Consider the following 16,481-nt stretch of genomic DNA (forward strand, 5'->3'; position numbering starts at 1 on the left):
TTAAGGAAGGAAACCCAATAAAACTAACTAAATTAGCGCATTGGGTTTCACTTTTTATAAGTAAAGGGAACGTTGAGGTTATGAGTCGTGAACGAGTTTAAGCTCAATAATTCAGTGTAGATGTACTCATTTTTATCAGTTTTGTTCTTCAGAATATGGGTTATCTGACATCATCATTTATTGATTCATTTCTCCTTAATTCCTTAATAACGAGACTTTTCTCGGTATGGTTCATCTTCAAAAGGTTGAATGCCAATTGACGGATAATTATCATGATCAGGGCTGAATACTTCTGCTATAGCTTCAGCAAGATATTCAAAAGTTTCACCAATAAATTTGATAGACATTGTTGTAATCCTCTTAGAGAGATACTCTGTTAATCTAAGCTCTCTATTTGTCAGTAGTATTTCATTGATATGTCTATCTTGTAGCAAATTGAAATTAAGCCAACGTATTTTTAATTTGTATAATTGGGGTGGGCAAGATGCCTATCCTACAAGAGTTTTATTTAAAAAAATATGCAAATTAAGTGTTCAGCAGCTTAGTAAAGTAGAAGAAACTTGGCTCTAATGTTTAGTTTTATATGGCAATGCTAAATGAGATGTGAGAATATTTTGGCATTGAAACACCAAATAGAGACGTTGCATTACAACGTCTCTACAGAATAGGTATTCTGCACGAATTTACACCACATAATACGGTAAATTACATCGATGGAGGTTAGCGGACTCGAACCGCTGACATCCTGCTTGCAAAGCAGGCGCTCTACCAACTGAGCTAAACCCCCGTAAAATTAGAAATGTAGGTAATTTTGTTTGCTCTCGTTATTGTAACTCATATTATTCCATTGCTAAAGGGATGAATTCAGAAAATATTCAAGTTGTCGCAGCACTATATAAATTTGTCAAGCTGCCGGATTTTGCCGAAAAACGAGATTCTCTGCTGTCTTACTGCCAAATGCAAGGTGTTAAGGGGACAATTCTGCTAGCAGCAGAAGGTATTAATGGAACGATCGCAGGTTCACGTCAAGCGGTTGACTCTGTTCTCTCTTTTTTACGTTCTGATCCCCGGTTAGCAGACTTAGAACACAAAGAGTCATATGCTGACACACCCCCGTTTGAACGCATGAAGGTGCGGTTGAAGCAAGAAATTGTCACTCTGGGGTTACCGGAAATTGACCCAAATGAGCAAGTTGGCACTTATGTCAGTCCACAGGAATGGAATGATTTGATTAATGATCCAGAAGTAACTGTGATTGATACTCGCAATGATTATGAAGTGAATATCGGCACTTTCAAAGGGGCGGAAAATCCGCAAACTGACTCATTTAGAGAATTCCCAGATTATGTTCGTCACAACCTCGACGCCAATAAACACAAAAAGGTAGCACTGTTTTGTACTGGTGGCATTCGCTGTGAAAAAGCTTCATCCTATATGCTTGCTCAAGGATTTGCAGAAGTTTATCACCTCAAAGGCGGCATTCTCAAATATTTAGAAGAAGTGCCAGCAGCGGAAAGTTTGTGGCAAGGGGAATGTTTTGTCTTTGATGAACGAGTAGCTGTCAGTCATGGCTTAGAGGAAGGGAGTTATGAGTTATGCCTCTGTTGCGGGCATCCAATTTCGGAAGAAGATAAGGCGTCTCCTAAGTATGAGGAAGGCATTTCTTGTGAGTATTGTTTTGATAGCTTGACTGAGGAGAAAAGAGTGCGTCAGCAAGAGAAATGGCGACAGATTCAGTTAAAGGGGAGTAGGGAGTAGGGCATTGGGCATTGGGAGAGTGGAAGAGTAGGGAGAAGGAAAAAATAATATTTCCCAGTCCCTAGTACCCAGTACCCAGTCCCTTTGATTAATTCTTCAGCGCTAGGGTTAAACCATCACCAATCGGTATTAAGCTGAGACTCACTCGCTGATCTTGATGCAGCTTTTGATTAAAGGCGCGAATTTTTTTAGTTCTGTTGTCTTGTACTTGGGGATCTGCAACTCTTCCCGACCATAGAACATTATCGATCGCAATCAATCCACCCGATCGCACTAGTTGCAGCGATCGCTCATAATAACCCTCATAATTGCTCTTATCGGCATCAATAAAAGCAAAATCAAAACTTTCCGCCTCTCCTGCCACTAGCAACTGATCTAAAGTCTCGATTGCTGGGGCAATCTGCAACTGAATTTTATCCGCCACCCCTGCTTGCTGCCAATAGCGACATGCGATCGCTGTAAACTCTTCACTAATGTCACAGGCTATCACTTTACCATCGCTGGGTAACGCTAATGCCACTACCAGAGAACTGTAACCTGTAAATACACCAATATCCAGAGTTTTCTTAGCTCCTAATAACTGCACCAGCAACGCCAGCAATTGCCCTTGTTCAGGAGCAATCTGCATCCTGCCTATCGGATACTGAGCTGTTTCTTGTCTCAGTTGAGTTAAGATTTCCGGTTCCCGCAGCGAGACTGACAGTAAGTAGTTGTACAAGTTTTGTTCGAGTCCTAATGTTTGGGTTGTCATGAGATTGAGGGCTGGGGATTGGGAACTGGGAAATGAGTCTTTGATACTCGTGGATGAGTCTTTGTAAGTCAAAAAATACTTTTGGGTTTGGAATTTTGAATTGATTTGTCTGCTTTCTCCCTAAGGCAAGTACTATCTTTAACTTCAACTCGGTATGATGATCAAAGCGATCGCTAAGGATATTTAGATAATGCCAAACCTCAAAGAAGATGATAACGCTCTGCGAGAGGTGTTGTCTCAAGCTAAAACAATCGCCGTAGTTGGTCACTCTGATAAACGCAAACGTACCAGTTATCAAATTGCTCAATTCTTGCGACACGTTGGTTACACCGTCTATCCCGTCAATCCCCTAGTTAAAGAAATCGATGGTCAGCCTAGTTATCTTTCACTCAAAGAATTACCAGAACCCGTAGATATTGTTAATGTGTTTCGCCGTTCTGAGTATTTGTCAGAAATTGTAGACGAAGCAATTTCTATCAAAGCCAAAACTGTTTGGGCGCAATTAGGTATCTGGGATGAAGCAGCAGCACAAAAAGCTTTAGATGCAAGATTGAATGTAGTGATGGATGCTTGTATCAAAATAGAATATCAGCGGTTGAGGGTGATTTAAATACAATTAATCATACTGAACCGAATTACAAGCCACTTATTTCCTCTAAAAAGACAGATATTTTATTTATTACGAATGCTTTAGTATTGCTATTTAAGCAAGTTCACCCAGTTAATCATAGATGTATCAATTTCTAATATATCTTGAGGATGATTTACTCTGCCAGACTTCTAATGCTTTAATTTGAAACCATACTCAGTTCATTCGCGCTGATTCAAGAATATTAAGAAAAATACGACTCATGCATAACAACTGAGTCAGGGACTGATTACTTCCTTGTAAAGAATATCATCAAAAAAATAACGCTATTTTAGACGTTATTAATAGTAAACGGGGAAGCACGAGCAAGCAAAAATATGCATATCTCATTTATGTATTCTCATACGTAACAAATAGTTCTAAAAGCTGCTAATTCTGAAAAACGTGAGTGTAAAGATATTAGCTATGTGTAGAGATATTGCGTATAAAGACTTTGCTTGAGTTACTCGCCTAATCCCTTCTAGAATTAAACATAAATTGATTTTGTGAAAAATTTATTACTAGACTTGCTCAGGTCAGGGGGGAAAATGATGAGCCGTCCAATAATTCTTGGTATTGTCGGCGACAGCGCCGCCGGAAAAACAACACTAACACGGGGTATCGCTCAGGTACTCGGCCCAGAGAATGTGACGATTATCTGCACAGATGATTACCACCGTTACGATCGCAAACAACGTGCGGAAATCGGAATCACTGCTCTTCACCCTGACTGCAATTATTTAGATGTGATGCAGCAGCACCTTTCGCTACTACGCACAGGACAGCCAATTCTCAAGCCAGTTTATAGCCATAAAACTGGGACATTCGAGCCACCCCAATATATCAAGCCCAGTAAATTCGTAATTATTGAAGGATTACTCGGTTATTCTACCCGTGCAGCCCGCGATGCATACGACGTTAAAGTTTACCTTGCGCCTCCCGAACAATTACGTGCCAATTGGAAAATTAAGCGGGATACCCAAAAGCGGGGCTACACGCCTGAACAGGTGTTAGCGGAACTAGAGAAACGTGAACCAGACTCAGAGCAATATATTCGTCCGCAGCGACAATGGTCAGATATCGTTGTAAGTTTCTATCCACCCAGTAAGGAAGCTGATGAAAGCAATGGCCACCTGAATGTGCGCCTAGTACTCCGGCCGACAATTCCACATCCTGATTTTACGCAGATTCTCAACTTAAGCAATGATGATTCTGAATCAGCTATCCGCTTGGGATTAGATAGAGATATGACTAAGCCAGTAGATGTTTTAGAAGTTGATGGTCATGCCACTTTAGAACAGGTGAATAACCTAGAGCATATTATATGTTCCGATATGCCTCATTTAAAGAATATATGCGATCGCGAAAGTAACCCAGAACTAGGCAAAATTGCTGGTACAACAGGAGAAACACTCCAAAGTTACCCGCTGGCTCTCACTCAGCTAATTATTACTTACCATATGCTCAAGGCGACGCAAACATATCAATAACAATTGCAAATTACACATTATCCCTTCAATCAAAATGAAGGGATTTAACTTGTTGGCGTAGTTGCTCACTCGCAGTTCACCTCGAAGTGATGATTTGTTCACACTTTTCTCTGAATAAGACATATCTTACGAATAGGTTATCTCTACTTTCAGAAATAAATGCGATCGCAGTTTATAAAAGTAATGCCTCAATCTTTGCCTGTACTTCTTCAGTTACCTCTACTGGTACAGACTCAACAAACTGAAGAATACGAGCTTTCCAGCCTAAACACTTAATCTGATCTGTGAGAATAACTCCGTAGGTTTTTAGCCCAGAAGGTAAAACTACTTCAAAAGGATATCCCTTCTGATGCTTTGTAATCGGCATAAATAAAGCCAGGGAGCTTTTCTCGTTATATGCATAGGGCGAAATCACAAAAGCAGGTCGATGTCCCTTCTGTTCATACCCTTTAATAGGATCAAAATCTAAAAAAACAATATCTCCCCGACTAGGAATATAAGAATTTGCCTGTGTCACCAAACCTCTTTCCCCACAGCCAGCCCACTATCAACTTCAGCATGGAGATTTTCAGAGGTTATTCCCTTTACAAGCTCATCAAGTGAATATCGCTTGCGCCTCTCTCTAGGTTTCACTACCAGATTTCCATCTACAACGCTAATATCCACTTCGGAGCCTTCAGCTAAATTGATCTCTTTCGCTAAATTTTGTGGGATGCGTACAGCAAGACTATTTCCCCACTTAGCAACAGTTGCAACCATAAGGCATTAATTAATTCAAAGAAATAACTTTCCAAACATCGTATCTGCCAACAGTGTAGATACAATGTTTATACAGAATAACAATTATAGTTAGGATTTAGCAACTCTTGCTAAATAGCCGTATATGAGCGCAAGATGTGTAGACAAGATAAAACTTGCTTAAATTAAAGATTCTGTCAATTAGGATGATTGCGATCGCAAACAAGGGATAACTAAAGATAGTTCCATTTCAGGTAACTATTTAGTGCTTCTATGACCTATTGCCTCAGAATTGCCGATATACCCACAAATGAGCGTCCACGTGAGCGTTTAATGACGCATGGCCCCAAAATTTTAGCTACAGCCGAGTTAATTGCAATTCTCTTAGGCACTGGTCAAGGGCCAGGAAAACTCTCAGCAGTTGGTTTAGGACAATATATCTTGACTGAATTGAGTAAGCATCAGCGAGATCCCCTGGCAGTTCTTCGAGAAGTTACCCCCGCTGAATTGATGCAAATTCCTGGTGTAGGCCCAGCCAAAGCGACGACCATCATGGCAGCAATTGAATTAGGTAAACGCGCCTTTCAATCCCGTCCTTTAGACCGTACAGTAATTGATAGTCCAGTTGTTGCTGCGGCTGCACTGAGTCAAGATTTAATGTGGCAAACACAAGAACGTTTTGCAGTTCTAATGTTAGATGTCAAGAATCGCTTACTGGGTACACAAATAATTACCATTGGCACAGCAACCGAAACCCTAGCCTCTCCCCGTGAAATTTTTCGAGAAGTTATTCGACAAGGAGCAACGCGAGTAATAGTTGCTCACAATCATCCCTCCAGTAATCTAGAACCGAGCCAGCAAGATATCGAATTAACACGCCAGTTATTAGCAGGAGCGCAATTTTTAGATGTCCCGCTGCTAGATCATCTGATTTTGGGCAATGGTAATCACCAAAGTTTGCGAGAAATAACAACATTATGGGATGAGTATCCCCAAGGTGATTAATACAATTTCAGGTGGGGATTAACAAATATTCCCCTTGCCCTATCTCCTCTATTATTGATTGTTATTCTGTATTAGCCATGATAGTATAAAGAGCCTTGGGCGATTAGCACAGTGGTAGCGCACATCCTTCACACGGATGGGGTCACTGGTTCAAATCCAGTATCGCCCATTAATAATTGTCTCAGCGAACAAAAATTAGGGTAGTGTATAAAGTCTGATCAGCAGATGTTATTAAGCCAGAGTTTATCAAAAGTTTTTGGCAGAAAGTAAGCATAACAGAAGATTCTGATGACTGCTGGGAATGGTTATCTGCAAAAAATTCTAAAGGTTATGGCAGAGTAAAAATAGAGTGCTATTTCCTATGGATATCCACGCGCAGCTTGATGATAAGCCTTAAGCTCGACTTTATCCATTTTTTTGACAACGCGATCGCTATCGCTGAAACCACTGTGGGACAGTCTTTTTACTTTTTTGACTTCATCGATGAACTGTGACATATAAAAAGTATTTGCCAAAAAGCCAGGGTTTTTGCCGGATAATAAAACCGAGTTTTTAATTTTGGATAAAGTCGAGTTAAGAGGATGTTTGAAAAGTATTTTTGGTAACATCAAAATCTCCTAAACCTAACCCCCCTAGCCCCCCTTCCCTACGAGGGAATGGGGGTTTCAAAGCCTATCTCCGTTTAGGGGAGAGGTTTGGAGAGGGGTTTATAGTATACTTTGCGACTTTTTAAATAACCTCTAAGTAACCTTTAACTGAAACGCCTGAATAAATTGATAACCAGTAACTAATAACTTGTTTTGTATATTTAAAACTAAAAACTGCTCTTGCTGAGAATAACAGACAAGAGCAGTTTTTAATAGAAATGCCCAGAGCAAAAATTTAGGCATCCTCAAGTTCAAGTTGAGCAACAGTAACAGCGTTAAAGGCGAAAGCCAAAACTAACGGCATTGGAGACTGAAGCAAAAATGTAGAAGCTACAGCTAGGATTGTTCCAATTATTGCTGAGGTTGACCACATCCTTTCTTCAACAGTTAATCCTTTTTGGGCTTTAATCGTTCTGAGAACTTCAACCGGAATTGGTTCAGGCATTACGCATCCGGGAGGGAAAGCCCAGAAGTTATTACGGCGCTCAACAAATAAATCTGTCCAGCCATTTTCATGACACCATGTCTCGATCCATTGAAGTGAGTAATGATTCATCATGGGTATTGTGAATTACGTTGGTTGAATTTGTGTAGTTATTGAATATAAATATTTTGGAGATTCCTGACAAGCCAACTGAACCTTATAAAATTAACGTTAAGTCATGCAATTTTTACGCTTTGGTTCAGCCTTTGAGACGCATTTTAAATTCCGCTCAAACATTGCTTTCCTTAATTAAAAGACTAACAGGCGATCGCACCTGTTTAAATCAAAAGACAATAAACTTTACCTGAAAAAGAGAACATCAAGAGATGTAAAGACCTACGTTAGGACTCGCTGATATATAGCTATGTCATCTACCTTCAAAGTTAAGAAGTGTAAATATGATCGCTTTCTATTTTTTATTCAATCCTTTTAAAATCATAAATTTTTAGGCTGAGCTTATCTCATTATTAATAGAGGCGTATTACCAATACTTAACCATTTAAAAATCATTTACATCTGTAATAGGTAATAACTTTCTGTATTTTGAGTGCGATGCATGACATTACAAAATATTAAGCAGTAGAAAATATAGATTACCCAGATTTCGGGGAAAGGCTGCTAGTAGTAATTTAAAACGATGCCTTCAAGCTAATAGCCAAATGCGATAAGCTGACAATGCAGCGATTGGAAAGCAAATTGGCTATCTATATGTTTTGGCGGCGAGGCTTAGCATTACTTCTGTTAATTATTCTCTTGTGCGTGGCTCATCCTGCACTGGCAGATTGGACACATCCACTGTCATTTAGTAATGCGGAGTTGACAAGACACGATTTTTCTGGCGAAAGCTTGCAAGCTGCGGAGTTTTCTAACGCCAATCTCGAAATGACAAACTTTACAAAAGCTGACTTGCGCGGAACAGTATTCAGTGCTTCAGTGATGACACAAGCAAATCTGCACGGAGCCGATTTAACTAATGCAATGGTGGATCAGGTAAACTTGAAGGGAGCAGATTTGAGCGATGCAGTTTTCAAAGAAGCCCTTTTGCTCCGTGCCATATTTACTGATGTAAACATAGACGGTGCAGATTTCACTGATGCAGTTTTGGATAGGGCGCAAATCAAAGAACTGTGTGAGAAAGCCAGTGGAGTAAATTCTAAAACTGGTATAGAAACTCGTGATTCTCTAGGATGTAAATGAAGCGTGTTGGTGTAATTGGTGGCGGGCAACTTGCCTGGATGATGGGAGATGCAGCACAGAAGCTAGGAGTAGAATTACTAATACAAACTCCTAGTAGAGATGATCCTGCTGTAGCGATCGCCCAAGAAACTATCTTAGCTCCAGTCGATGACGCCAATGCTACAGAAATATTAGCGAAAAAATGTGACGTCATCACCTTTGAAAATGAATTTGTTAATTTAGAAGCTTTATCCTCACTAGCACAACAAGGCATAAGCTTCCGCCCCAGGTTAGAAGCTTTAGCTCCTCTTTTAGATAAATATCATCAGTGCTGCTATTTACGTGATTTGGGATTACCTGTACCTCAATTTTTCGCACTCGACAAACTGGAAAATCTAGAATCCAAAATGGAATATCTCGGTTTTCCCGTAGTCCTCAAATCCCGACGCCACGGTTATGACGGACAAGGTACTTTTATAATTCCTGATTTGGCAACTTTGCAAGAGAAAGCAGGTGTCACCAATAAGGAATTAAGTCAATCACTCTTTTTGTTAGAAGAATTTGTGCCATTTGACAGAGAACTAGCAATAATTGCAGCTCGTTCTGTGGATGGAGAGATTGTAGCTTACCCAGTTGTTGAAACCCAACAAGAACAACAAGTGTGTCGGCGGGTAATCGCGCCAGCTGACATTACACCCAATCAAGCAGCAGAAATAGAAGCGATCGCACACACTCTATTAAATAGCCTACAAGTTGTGGGAGTTTTTGGCATAGAACTATTTCTCACTGCCCAAGGTAAAGTCCTGGTAAATGAAATTGCTCCCCGCACCCACAATTCTGGACATTTCTCGATTGACGCCTGTGAAACGTCTCAGTTTGAGCAGCACCTGAGAGCGGTTTGTGGTTTGCCTTTAGGTAATCCCAGATTGCAGTCTACTGGCGCTGTCATGGTAAACCTTTTGGGTTATGAAAATTCTCACAACGACTATCAAAGTAAACGCCAACAATTAGCAGAGATTCCCCAAGCGCACGTCCATTGGTATGGAAAAACAGAATCACGTCCTGGACGCAAGCTAGGACACGTCACCGTTTTGCTGGACAATCAAAACCAAGATAGTGCAAGTGTTATAACTCAAACCGTAGAAGCTATTTGGTATCCCAGCTAAAATTTCTAGAAACTTTCGATTATTGAACACACAACCTGTTTGAGAAAGCTATAATGAGTTAGTTGCACTACGACGTTGGTGACTGCCATCAAGTTTTTTGATCTATGCCTTTAAAGACAAGGGAGTCAACTGTTCTCGTGGCAGTATACCGGGCATGTACCCGGAAACTTTAAACGAGGAATTAGGTTCCCACCTGGTTTAACCAGGTCATAAACTTAGGTAAAACGGCGTCGCGGTGGACTTAAAATTTTTAGCTCCCAAATTCCTTGAGAATTTGGGAGCTTTAATTATTTAAATAAGTATAAGTTATAAGATAAATAAGAAATTAAAATTTGAAATTTAAGAATAGGTGCTTCCAAACACCAAATCTGTATAACTCGATTCTAATTTAGGTGCCATTCAGAGTTAAAATTACATGATTGCGTTAAATTGTGGTTAAAGCTACAAAAAATTGTCAAAACAACTAACTAATTCCGTGTTTCCAGCCTCGGTTTTTCGACTAGACAATGGTTTAACGTTTATTCATCAAGAGATTCCCACTACCCCTGTAGTTGTGGCGGATGTCTGGGTGCGTGCTGGAGCCACCCTAGAGCCAGAACCGTGGTTCGGTATGGCACACTTTTTGGAACACATGATTTTTAAAGGGACAGCGACGCTACCCCCTGGGATGTTTGATCATAACATTGAAAACAGGGGTGGCGTGAGTAATGCGGCTACGAGTCATGATTATGCTCATTACTCCCTCACTACAGCAGCTCCTTATCTAAAAGACACGCTCCCCCACTTGGGCGAACTGCTACTAAACGCGGCGATTCCAGACGATGAATTTATCCGCGAACGGGACGTAGTACTAGAGGAAATCCGTTCTTGTGAAGACGATTCCGACTGGATAGGATTCCAATCTTTAATTCAAAGCGTTTACCAACACCATCCCTACGGACGTTCGGTGTTGGGTACACAAAAAGAGCTGATGCAGCAGTCACCAGAAGCAATGCGCTGTTTTCACCGCACTCATTACCAACCAGAAAACATGACAGTGGTGATTGTGGGAGGAATTGGCGAACAGCCAGCTTGGGAACTAGTCAATCGCTCATTTGTTGATTTTGCCGAACGTGCTAAATGTCCACAATCTAAAAAAGTCGTAGAGCCAGCAATCAAAGGAATTCGCCGTCAGGAAATTTCTCTACCACGTATAGAGCAGGCGCGACTAATAATGGCGTGGTTAGTACCAGGAGTTGAAGAACTCCGCACTGCTTATGGTATAGATTTGTTGTCGGTGTTATTGGCAGAAGGACGAACCTCACGTTTAGTCAGAGATTTGCGTGAAGATTTGCAATTGGTACAGGGAATTTGTAGTAACTTTTCCTTACAACGGGAATCAAGTTTATTTACAATTACCGCTTGGTTGGAACCAGAAAATCTAGAGCAAGTTGAGTCTTTGATTTGCGCTCATTTGGAGGATTTGCAGACTATAGAAATTAGCGAACAGGAACTTACTCGCACACGTAGACTGTTGTGCAATGACTACTCCTTTTCTACCGAAACGCCGAATCAGCTTACCGGACTTTATGGTTACTACAACACCATCGCTCAAGCTGAAGTAGCCGTCACATATCCCCAGCAGGTTCAGTCATTTAATCCTCAAGAACTGCAACACTTAGCTAAACAATATCTTTCACTACAGGATTACGCGGTTACTGTACTTAAACCTTGTTAGTCATTAGTTATTAGACTTCTTGCATGAAGATTTTTTTGCCTCACGCATACCGCCAAAGGCGGAACTCGGAGAGTAGGCGCAAAGAAGAGCGCAAAAAAACAACTTTTGTAAGAAGTCTATTAGTGAAAGACTAATGACAAATGACCAATGACAAAGGACAAATGACTAATGACAACCTTGCTGCAAAAATCGCCCATCCATCGCACTGTATTGAACAACGGTATTGTAGTGCTGGTGGCAGAAAACCCAGCGGCGGATATAATTGCGGCGCGAATATTTGTGCGTGCTGGAACTTGTTACGAAAACCGGGAACAGGCGGGGTTGTCGCATTTGCTGTCAGCTGTGATGACAAAGGGATGTGGTGGACTTTCGAGCTTGGAAATTGCTGAAAAAATTGAGTCTGTGGGAGCGAGTTTAAGCGCAGATACCTCAAGCGATTATTTTTTGCTCTCTTTCAAGACGGTGACAGCTGATTTTGCGGAAATTTTAGCATTGGCAGGGCAGATTTTGCGATCGCCTACCTTTCCTGAAACCCAAGTAGAACTAGAACGGCGTCTCGCACTACAAGATATTCGCTCACAGAAAGAGCAACCGTTTACTGTCGCCTTTGAGCAGATGCGGCAGGTAATGTATCAAAATCATCCCTATGCTGCATCAGTGCTAGGAGATGAGACAACCATGAACAGCGTAACTCGTGCGGATTTAGTAAAGTATCACGAGACTTATTTTCGTCCAGATAATGTAGTAATAAGTATTGCTGGTCGAGTCACACCAACAGAAGCAGTGGCGTTGGTGATAGAACTTTTCGGTGATTGGCAAGTCCCAACACAAGCACTGCCTACACTCAATTTACCGGAAATTATAGTAGAACCACAATCAAGGCTCAAGCCTCTACATACGCAGCAATCAATCGTGATGTTAGGTTATCTCGGCGCAGCGGTGAATTCTGCTGATTATGCACCACTGAAGTTGCTCTCTACCTATTTAGGTAATGGGCTTTCGAGCCGCTTGTTTGTGGAATTGCGAGAAAAGCGGGGTTTAGCTTATGAAGTATCCGCATTTTACCCAACAAGGCTATTTCCAGCGTCATTTTTGGTTTATATGGGTACAGCAGCAGAAAACACCAGTGTAGGCTTAGAAGGACTGCGGACAGAAGTAGACCTACTCTGTACTACAGAAATATCCGAAAGCGCACTGCAATCTGCGAAAAACAAAATATTGGGGCAGTACGCTTTAGGTAAGCAAACGAACGGACAAATTGCTCAGATATACGGCTGGTATGAAATTTTGGGCTTAGGAATTAATTTTGACCAGGAGTTTCAAGAACTGATTGCAGCTGTAACTGTTAAAGATGCGATCGCCGTAGCTTGTAAGTATTTACAGGAACCTTATTTGTCTTTAGTCGGTCAAGAAGAAGCAATTTCTAGTGCGATCGCATAGCACATTTTTATGCTGAAGGGTTTTCTTTAAGAAACACCCAGAAATTATACGGGTAATTACAATTCCACCAGCTGTTTTTTAGACCAAGCGGCTGTACTATTAGCATCAGAAGATTCCGAGGGGAAATTCCATGAAAGACAGCCTGAGAGCAGGTATCTTGAATTACTTACGAACACTAGATTCAACTGTAAATAGCTGTAAAATGGAAGACGAGCAAAAGAGTTGGTGGACAAAGCGGTCTAAATCTAGCTTGGCGATTCAAATACTTCTGTTCTCCTCTATGCCTCTGCTCATTAGCTGCTTCAATGTAGTATCAATTGCAGCACCACTAAAAATAGCTCAAGTAAATCCCAGTGATGCCATCAAACGCCCTACACTCAAAGTAGGTAGCCAAGGAGAGCGCGTATCTGAACTTCAGGCAGCCTTAAAACTTTTGGGTTTTTACTCAGGCGCAGTAGACGGCGTTTATAGCGAGAATACGGCCAGTGCTGTTTCCCGATTTAAACAAGCAGCCGGTTTGAGTCCTGATGGCATAGTTGATGCTACCACTTGGCAAAGACTTTTCCCTAACCAACCGATAGTCGCGCCAACCATCTCCTCATCAAATACGACAAACTTTCCCGTTCCAACTCAGGCTAGCAACGTTACTAGGACTGTGAATACTAGCCCTACTGCCCCCAGACCTGCTAAAACTCAAGCTGTAAATTCTAGCCCAGAGCCAAGACCTGCTAAACCAAGACAAAATACAACTTCAAGAGTACAGAAAACACCAAATCGTACTGCTGCCTCAACTACTAGTAATCAGCCAATCACACGTACACAGCAAATCCCTGGTGTTCAATACACCTCAGCCGGATTGCCGATTTTGCGTGTAGGAATGCGTAATTCAGAAGTTAATAGGTTACAAGAAAGACTAAAAAAACTTGGTTTCTTGGATGAAGGTATAGATGGAGACTTTGGCCCAACAACAGAGACAGCAGTAAAAGCTTTACAAAAGCGGTATGGTCTAGAGCCTGACGGCGTAGTTGGTGGATCTACCTGGGAGATTCTTTTGCGACGTTAGCCCCAAGAGAGTTAAGCTGATACTAAGTACGGACTATTTTAGACAAAAGTCAGAAAGAACTTTTTTGCGCGGTTTTTCCGTTCATCAGTTCGCAGAGTCAACAGACTTCTGGCATTTAAGTCCGCTACTTGAGAAAATTGTAAATCATACCATTTCAAAAATCTTTGCAACATATCAATCAACTGTAAGGGCGCTACAGCTATCATGCGTGTCAACTTAAGCCTTGGCGAATAGAATTGCCTGCGGCACACTTCGTGAACGCGGCTACACAGGCAAAGTCCCTTCGGGTTCGGGGGTGACGCTCAAGAGCGTCGCTAACGCATACCCTACGGGAAGGCGTTCCGCCTACGACGGAAGCCGCTTTGGCGCTAGCTTCTCCCTTTGGGAGAAGAGCGACCCCCTCACCGCCTGCGCGGACTAATAAAAAACCAAGGTCTTGAAACTGAAACCCACGGAGGTGGGTTTGGTTTATATAGACGCGGTTTATAACCGCCCATTTCGCGTTAAGTTGACACCAATGAATAGCTGTGCGCCCCTACCCATGAATGTATAGCAGCTATTTCGGAAACTATATTACATTTGTAGGATTTTTATAAATTGTGCAATTTTTGAAGAATTTAATTCTCGATACATCCTGGAATACGATAAAGATACCCCAGTTAGAAGTATCACTCAACGCCAGTGCTGAAAAACTACGTGACTTTTGTACTAATACAAGAGGACGGTAATTATAAGAGTCAAACAGGACGTCTTGTCGTGTTACGGATCACAATGGCTCATAGTGAAATTAATTAAACTTACTGCTAATTCCTCTAGAAAAGCTTATGCTACACTTTTTATTAACTTGGCTCGGTACTGCGGTGGCGTTATTAATTACTGCTAATATCGTTCCTGGATTCATTGTCAAGACTTTTGTAGCTGCCCTTGTTGCTGCTCTTGTTGTTGGTTTAGTTAATGCCTTTATCCGCCCAATTTTGCGGATTTTAACGTTTCCGATTACATTACTTACCTTTGGTTTATTTACATTTGTGATCAATGCCTTAGCCCTTTGGCTAGCAAGTGCATTAACTCCTGGCTCTGATTTTCAAATTAGAGGTTTTTTGCCTGCTTTGCTGGGTTCAATTGTGCTAGCGATTGTTTCTAGCATCATCAACTATTTTCTCAGAGTAGTTGATTAAGAAAAATCAACAAAGTAGTGGAATGCAATAGCAAAATATAGGCGTAGTACATACGTCTACGCACCTTGTTTTTAATCTGACTCTTGGGCAACGGCTATCGTCACTGCTCCTGGTTGCCCTTCTAACCGGAAAATTTGTTTAGGAACTAAGAACCTCACACCCAATTCCTTTTTTCCAGCAAAAAAGGAAGCAATTAAAGTCGAGGTAAACTGAGAAGCTGCCAGAATAGCCGCAGCTTCAGCTACGCTAGGTGTAGCCACTTTTGTTTGAGTGATTTTGGCTGGGTTAGGGACAGAGATAGCAGAAAGGATTTCTGAAGAAAAAGTTATCAAGGGCAAATTGCGTAGGCGGCAAAGTTCTATTAAGCCAACTTCCGAGGCTTTAGTGTCAATGGTAGCAATACCTGCGATCGCACTTTCGGCAAGTTGATTTTCTCGAAAAACCTGCCCAATTGCCTTGTCAATCAACTGCTGCGAAGTTCCTCGTTGACAACCAATTCCTACCCAGAGAAGTTGTAATTTTAACTGCACTTGCTGCAATTTCTCGTTCACAACAGAGTTTATACTAAATTTAATTTTTTATTTATTGTTTCTTTTAAGTTACGCAACAATCCCGGAAAATCTTGCTACTCAACGTTTTTCACGTAATCGCTTATGTATGACGTTCAGTATGATACATAAAAAATGATCTTTAGAATACTTTTCTCTCCAAGTAAAAATTATATATTTTGCACATCAAGCACAGTAGGAAAAGCCGAGAGGGAGATAAGGTAAAAAGTACAAGGTAAAAGGCAGATTTACTTCTTCATTTTCGATTCCCTTTATATCCTTGTGGCGCAAGCATTTCGCCTGCTCTTTCTTGGCGTTCCGTTTTTTTTCTTCTCCGTTGCAGCAAGATCACAACAGCTGCGACGGAGTTTTGCTTTTTACACTTCTTCCCTCTAGACTTTCGCTCTTTGATGCTCCTTGGTATTTAAGGTGATAACCTTCATTTAACTATTTGTCAAGATTTTTTTGAAAAAAATAGGTAAATCTTTTGTGAAAAAACTATCTTTTGGCAAAGCAGCAAAAAGTTAAAGTAAATTATCGACAAATCCGAAATGATATAAGTGATTGGGAACTGGGGAAGGAATCTGCCCACAAGAGGTGGGGTTTTGATCAAATCTCAAGAGTCTCTAATACATAAAGGGGGCTTTGTGTTCCCCAATCTCTAATAAGTAATGAATACGCTATAAAAATTT

Annotated in this window: 18 protein-coding genes, 2 tRNA genes and 1 other RNA gene; 12 read left to right on the plus strand and 9 right to left on the minus strand. The window is 41.1% G+C overall.

All coding sequences use genetic code 11. The annotated features are described in order from the left end of the window. Window positions 1-203: 203 nt before the first annotated feature. Both WKK05_RS26170 and WKK05_RS26175 read right to left on the minus strand, forming a co-directional pair. Window positions 204-347 carry a hypothetical protein gene (locus WKK05_RS26170; RefSeq protein WP_341525964.1) on the minus strand — a complete coding sequence of 48 codons (144 nt, stop codon included), beginning with the start codon at window positions 345-347 and terminating at the stop codon, window positions 204-206. Window positions 348-714: 367 nt separating this feature from the next. Next, a tRNA-Ala gene (locus WKK05_RS26175) sits at window positions 715-787 on the minus strand. Between the two features lie 71 nt (window positions 788-858). On the opposite strand from WKK05_RS26175, the gene WKK05_RS26180 reads away from it, so the two are divergent. Then, entirely contained in the window at window positions 859-1,758 is a 900-nt protein-coding gene (locus WKK05_RS26180; protein WP_341525965.1) for a rhodanese-related sulfurtransferase, read from the plus strand. An 88-nt stretch (window positions 1,759-1,846) separates the two neighbouring features. Here WKK05_RS26180 and WKK05_RS26185 read toward each other — a convergent pair whose 3' ends face one another. Beyond that, window positions 1,847-2,509 carry a class I SAM-dependent methyltransferase gene (locus WKK05_RS26185; protein WP_341525966.1) on the minus strand — a complete coding sequence of 221 codons (663 nt, stop codon included), beginning with the start codon at window positions 2,507-2,509 and terminating at the stop codon, window positions 1,847-1,849. 190 nt (window positions 2,510-2,699) lie between these two features. Between WKK05_RS26185 and WKK05_RS26190 the strand changes: the two genes are divergently transcribed. Both WKK05_RS26190 and WKK05_RS26195 read left to right on the plus strand, forming a co-directional pair. Further along, complete coding sequence (locus tag WKK05_RS26190) at window positions 2,700-3,119, plus strand: CoA-binding protein (protein ID WP_341525967.1); 420 nt, start codon at window positions 2,700-2,702, stop codon at window positions 3,117-3,119. Window positions 3,120-3,688: 569 nt separating this feature from the next. Next, the gene (locus WKK05_RS26195) at window positions 3,689-4,627 is read left to right on the plus strand and encodes a phosphoribulokinase (RefSeq protein ID WP_341531197.1); all 939 of its coding nucleotides are present in this window, start codon (window positions 3,689-3,691) and stop codon (window positions 4,625-4,627) included. A 172-nt stretch (window positions 4,628-4,799) separates the two neighbouring features. Here the strand turns inward: WKK05_RS26195 and mazF are convergent, their stop codons facing one another. Further along, window positions 4,800-5,144 carry an endoribonuclease MazF gene (gene mazF / locus WKK05_RS26200; protein WP_341525968.1) on the minus strand — a complete coding sequence of 115 codons (345 nt, stop codon included), beginning with the start codon at window positions 5,142-5,144 and terminating at the stop codon, window positions 4,800-4,802. Beyond that, window positions 5,141-5,386, minus strand: coding sequence for an AbrB/MazE/SpoVT family DNA-binding domain-containing protein (locus tag WKK05_RS26205; protein ID WP_341525969.1), 246 nt, complete (start codon window positions 5,384-5,386; stop codon window positions 5,141-5,143). Before WKK05_RS26205 ends, mazF begins: the two co-directional genes overlap by 4 nt. Before the next feature lie 252 nt (window positions 5,387-5,638). Between WKK05_RS26205 and radC the strand changes: the two genes are divergently transcribed. Both radC and WKK05_RS26215 read left to right on the plus strand, forming a co-directional pair. Next, window positions 5,639-6,370: a DNA repair protein RadC gene (gene radC / locus WKK05_RS26210; RefSeq protein ID WP_341525970.1), complete on the plus strand. Its 732-nt coding sequence runs from the start codon at window positions 5,639-5,641 to the stop codon at window positions 6,368-6,370. Window positions 6,371-6,467: 97 nt separating this feature from the next. After that, window positions 6,468-6,539 (plus strand) — tRNA-Val (locus WKK05_RS26215). 190 nt (window positions 6,540-6,729) lie between these two features. Here WKK05_RS26215 and WKK05_RS26220 read toward each other — a convergent pair. Then, on the minus strand, window positions 6,730-6,978 hold the full coding sequence (locus tag WKK05_RS26220) for a hypothetical protein (RefSeq protein ID WP_341525971.1): 249 nt from the start codon (window positions 6,976-6,978) through the stop codon (window positions 6,730-6,732). A 274-nt stretch (window positions 6,979-7,252) separates the two neighbouring features. Next, window positions 7,253-7,576 (minus strand): hypothetical protein, encoded by a 324-nt coding sequence (locus tag WKK05_RS26225; protein WP_341525972.1) that lies wholly within the window; start codon window positions 7,574-7,576, stop codon window positions 7,253-7,255. A 633-nt stretch (window positions 7,577-8,209) separates the two neighbouring features. On the opposite strand from WKK05_RS26225, the gene WKK05_RS26230 reads away from it, so the two are divergent. From WKK05_RS26230 to WKK05_RS26255, 6 genes are all read left to right on the plus strand, one after another. Beyond that, the gene (locus WKK05_RS26230; RefSeq protein WP_341531198.1) at window positions 8,210-8,698 is read left to right on the plus strand and encodes a pentapeptide repeat-containing protein; all 489 of its coding nucleotides are present in this window, start codon (window positions 8,210-8,212) and stop codon (window positions 8,696-8,698) included. Next, on the plus strand, window positions 8,695-9,843 hold the full coding sequence (locus WKK05_RS26235) for a 5-(carboxyamino)imidazole ribonucleotide synthase (protein ID WP_341525973.1): 1,149 nt from the start codon (window positions 8,695-8,697) through the stop codon (window positions 9,841-9,843). Before WKK05_RS26230 ends, WKK05_RS26235 begins: the two co-directional genes overlap by 4 nt. Window positions 9,844-9,904: 61 nt before the next feature. Continuing rightward, window positions 9,905-10,086, plus strand: a non-coding RNA gene (ssrS, locus tag WKK05_RS26240) — 6S RNA. A gap of 232 nt (window positions 10,087-10,318) precedes the next feature. Further along, the gene (locus WKK05_RS26245) at window positions 10,319-11,560 is read left to right on the plus strand and encodes a pitrilysin family protein (protein ID WP_341531199.1); all 1,242 of its coding nucleotides are present in this window, start codon (window positions 10,319-10,321) and stop codon (window positions 11,558-11,560) included. Between the two features lie 168 nt (window positions 11,561-11,728). Then, entirely contained in the window at window positions 11,729-13,000 is a 1,272-nt protein-coding gene (locus tag WKK05_RS26250) for a pitrilysin family protein (protein ID WP_341525974.1), read from the plus strand. Between the two features lie 280 nt (window positions 13,001-13,280). Next, window positions 13,281-14,063 carry a peptidoglycan-binding protein gene (locus WKK05_RS26255; protein WP_341531200.1) on the plus strand — a complete coding sequence of 261 codons (783 nt, stop codon included), beginning with the start codon at window positions 13,281-13,283 and terminating at the stop codon, window positions 14,061-14,063. Window positions 14,064-14,101: 38 nt separating this feature from the next. On the opposite strand, the gene WKK05_RS26260 is transcribed toward WKK05_RS26255, so the two are convergent. Then, window positions 14,102-14,269 (minus strand): hypothetical protein, encoded by a 168-nt coding sequence (locus WKK05_RS26260; protein WP_341525975.1) that lies wholly within the window; start codon window positions 14,267-14,269, stop codon window positions 14,102-14,104. Window positions 14,270-14,887: 618 nt separating this feature from the next. Between WKK05_RS26260 and WKK05_RS26265 the strand changes: the two genes are divergently transcribed. Beyond that, window positions 14,888-15,241, plus strand: coding sequence for a phage holin family protein (locus WKK05_RS26265; protein ID WP_341525976.1), 354 nt, complete (start codon window positions 14,888-14,890; stop codon window positions 15,239-15,241). A gap of 71 nt (window positions 15,242-15,312) precedes the next feature. Here WKK05_RS26265 and WKK05_RS26270 read toward each other — a convergent pair whose 3' ends face one another. Beyond that, window positions 15,313-15,792, minus strand: coding sequence for a cobalamin biosynthesis protein (locus WKK05_RS26270; RefSeq protein WP_341525977.1), 480 nt, complete (start codon window positions 15,790-15,792; stop codon window positions 15,313-15,315). Between the last annotated feature and the right edge of the window lie 689 nt (window positions 15,793-16,481).

The organism is Nostoc sp. UHCC 0302, from assembly GCF_038096175.1.
GTDB lineage: Bacteria > Cyanobacteriota > Cyanobacteriia > Cyanobacteriales > Nostocaceae > UHCC-0302.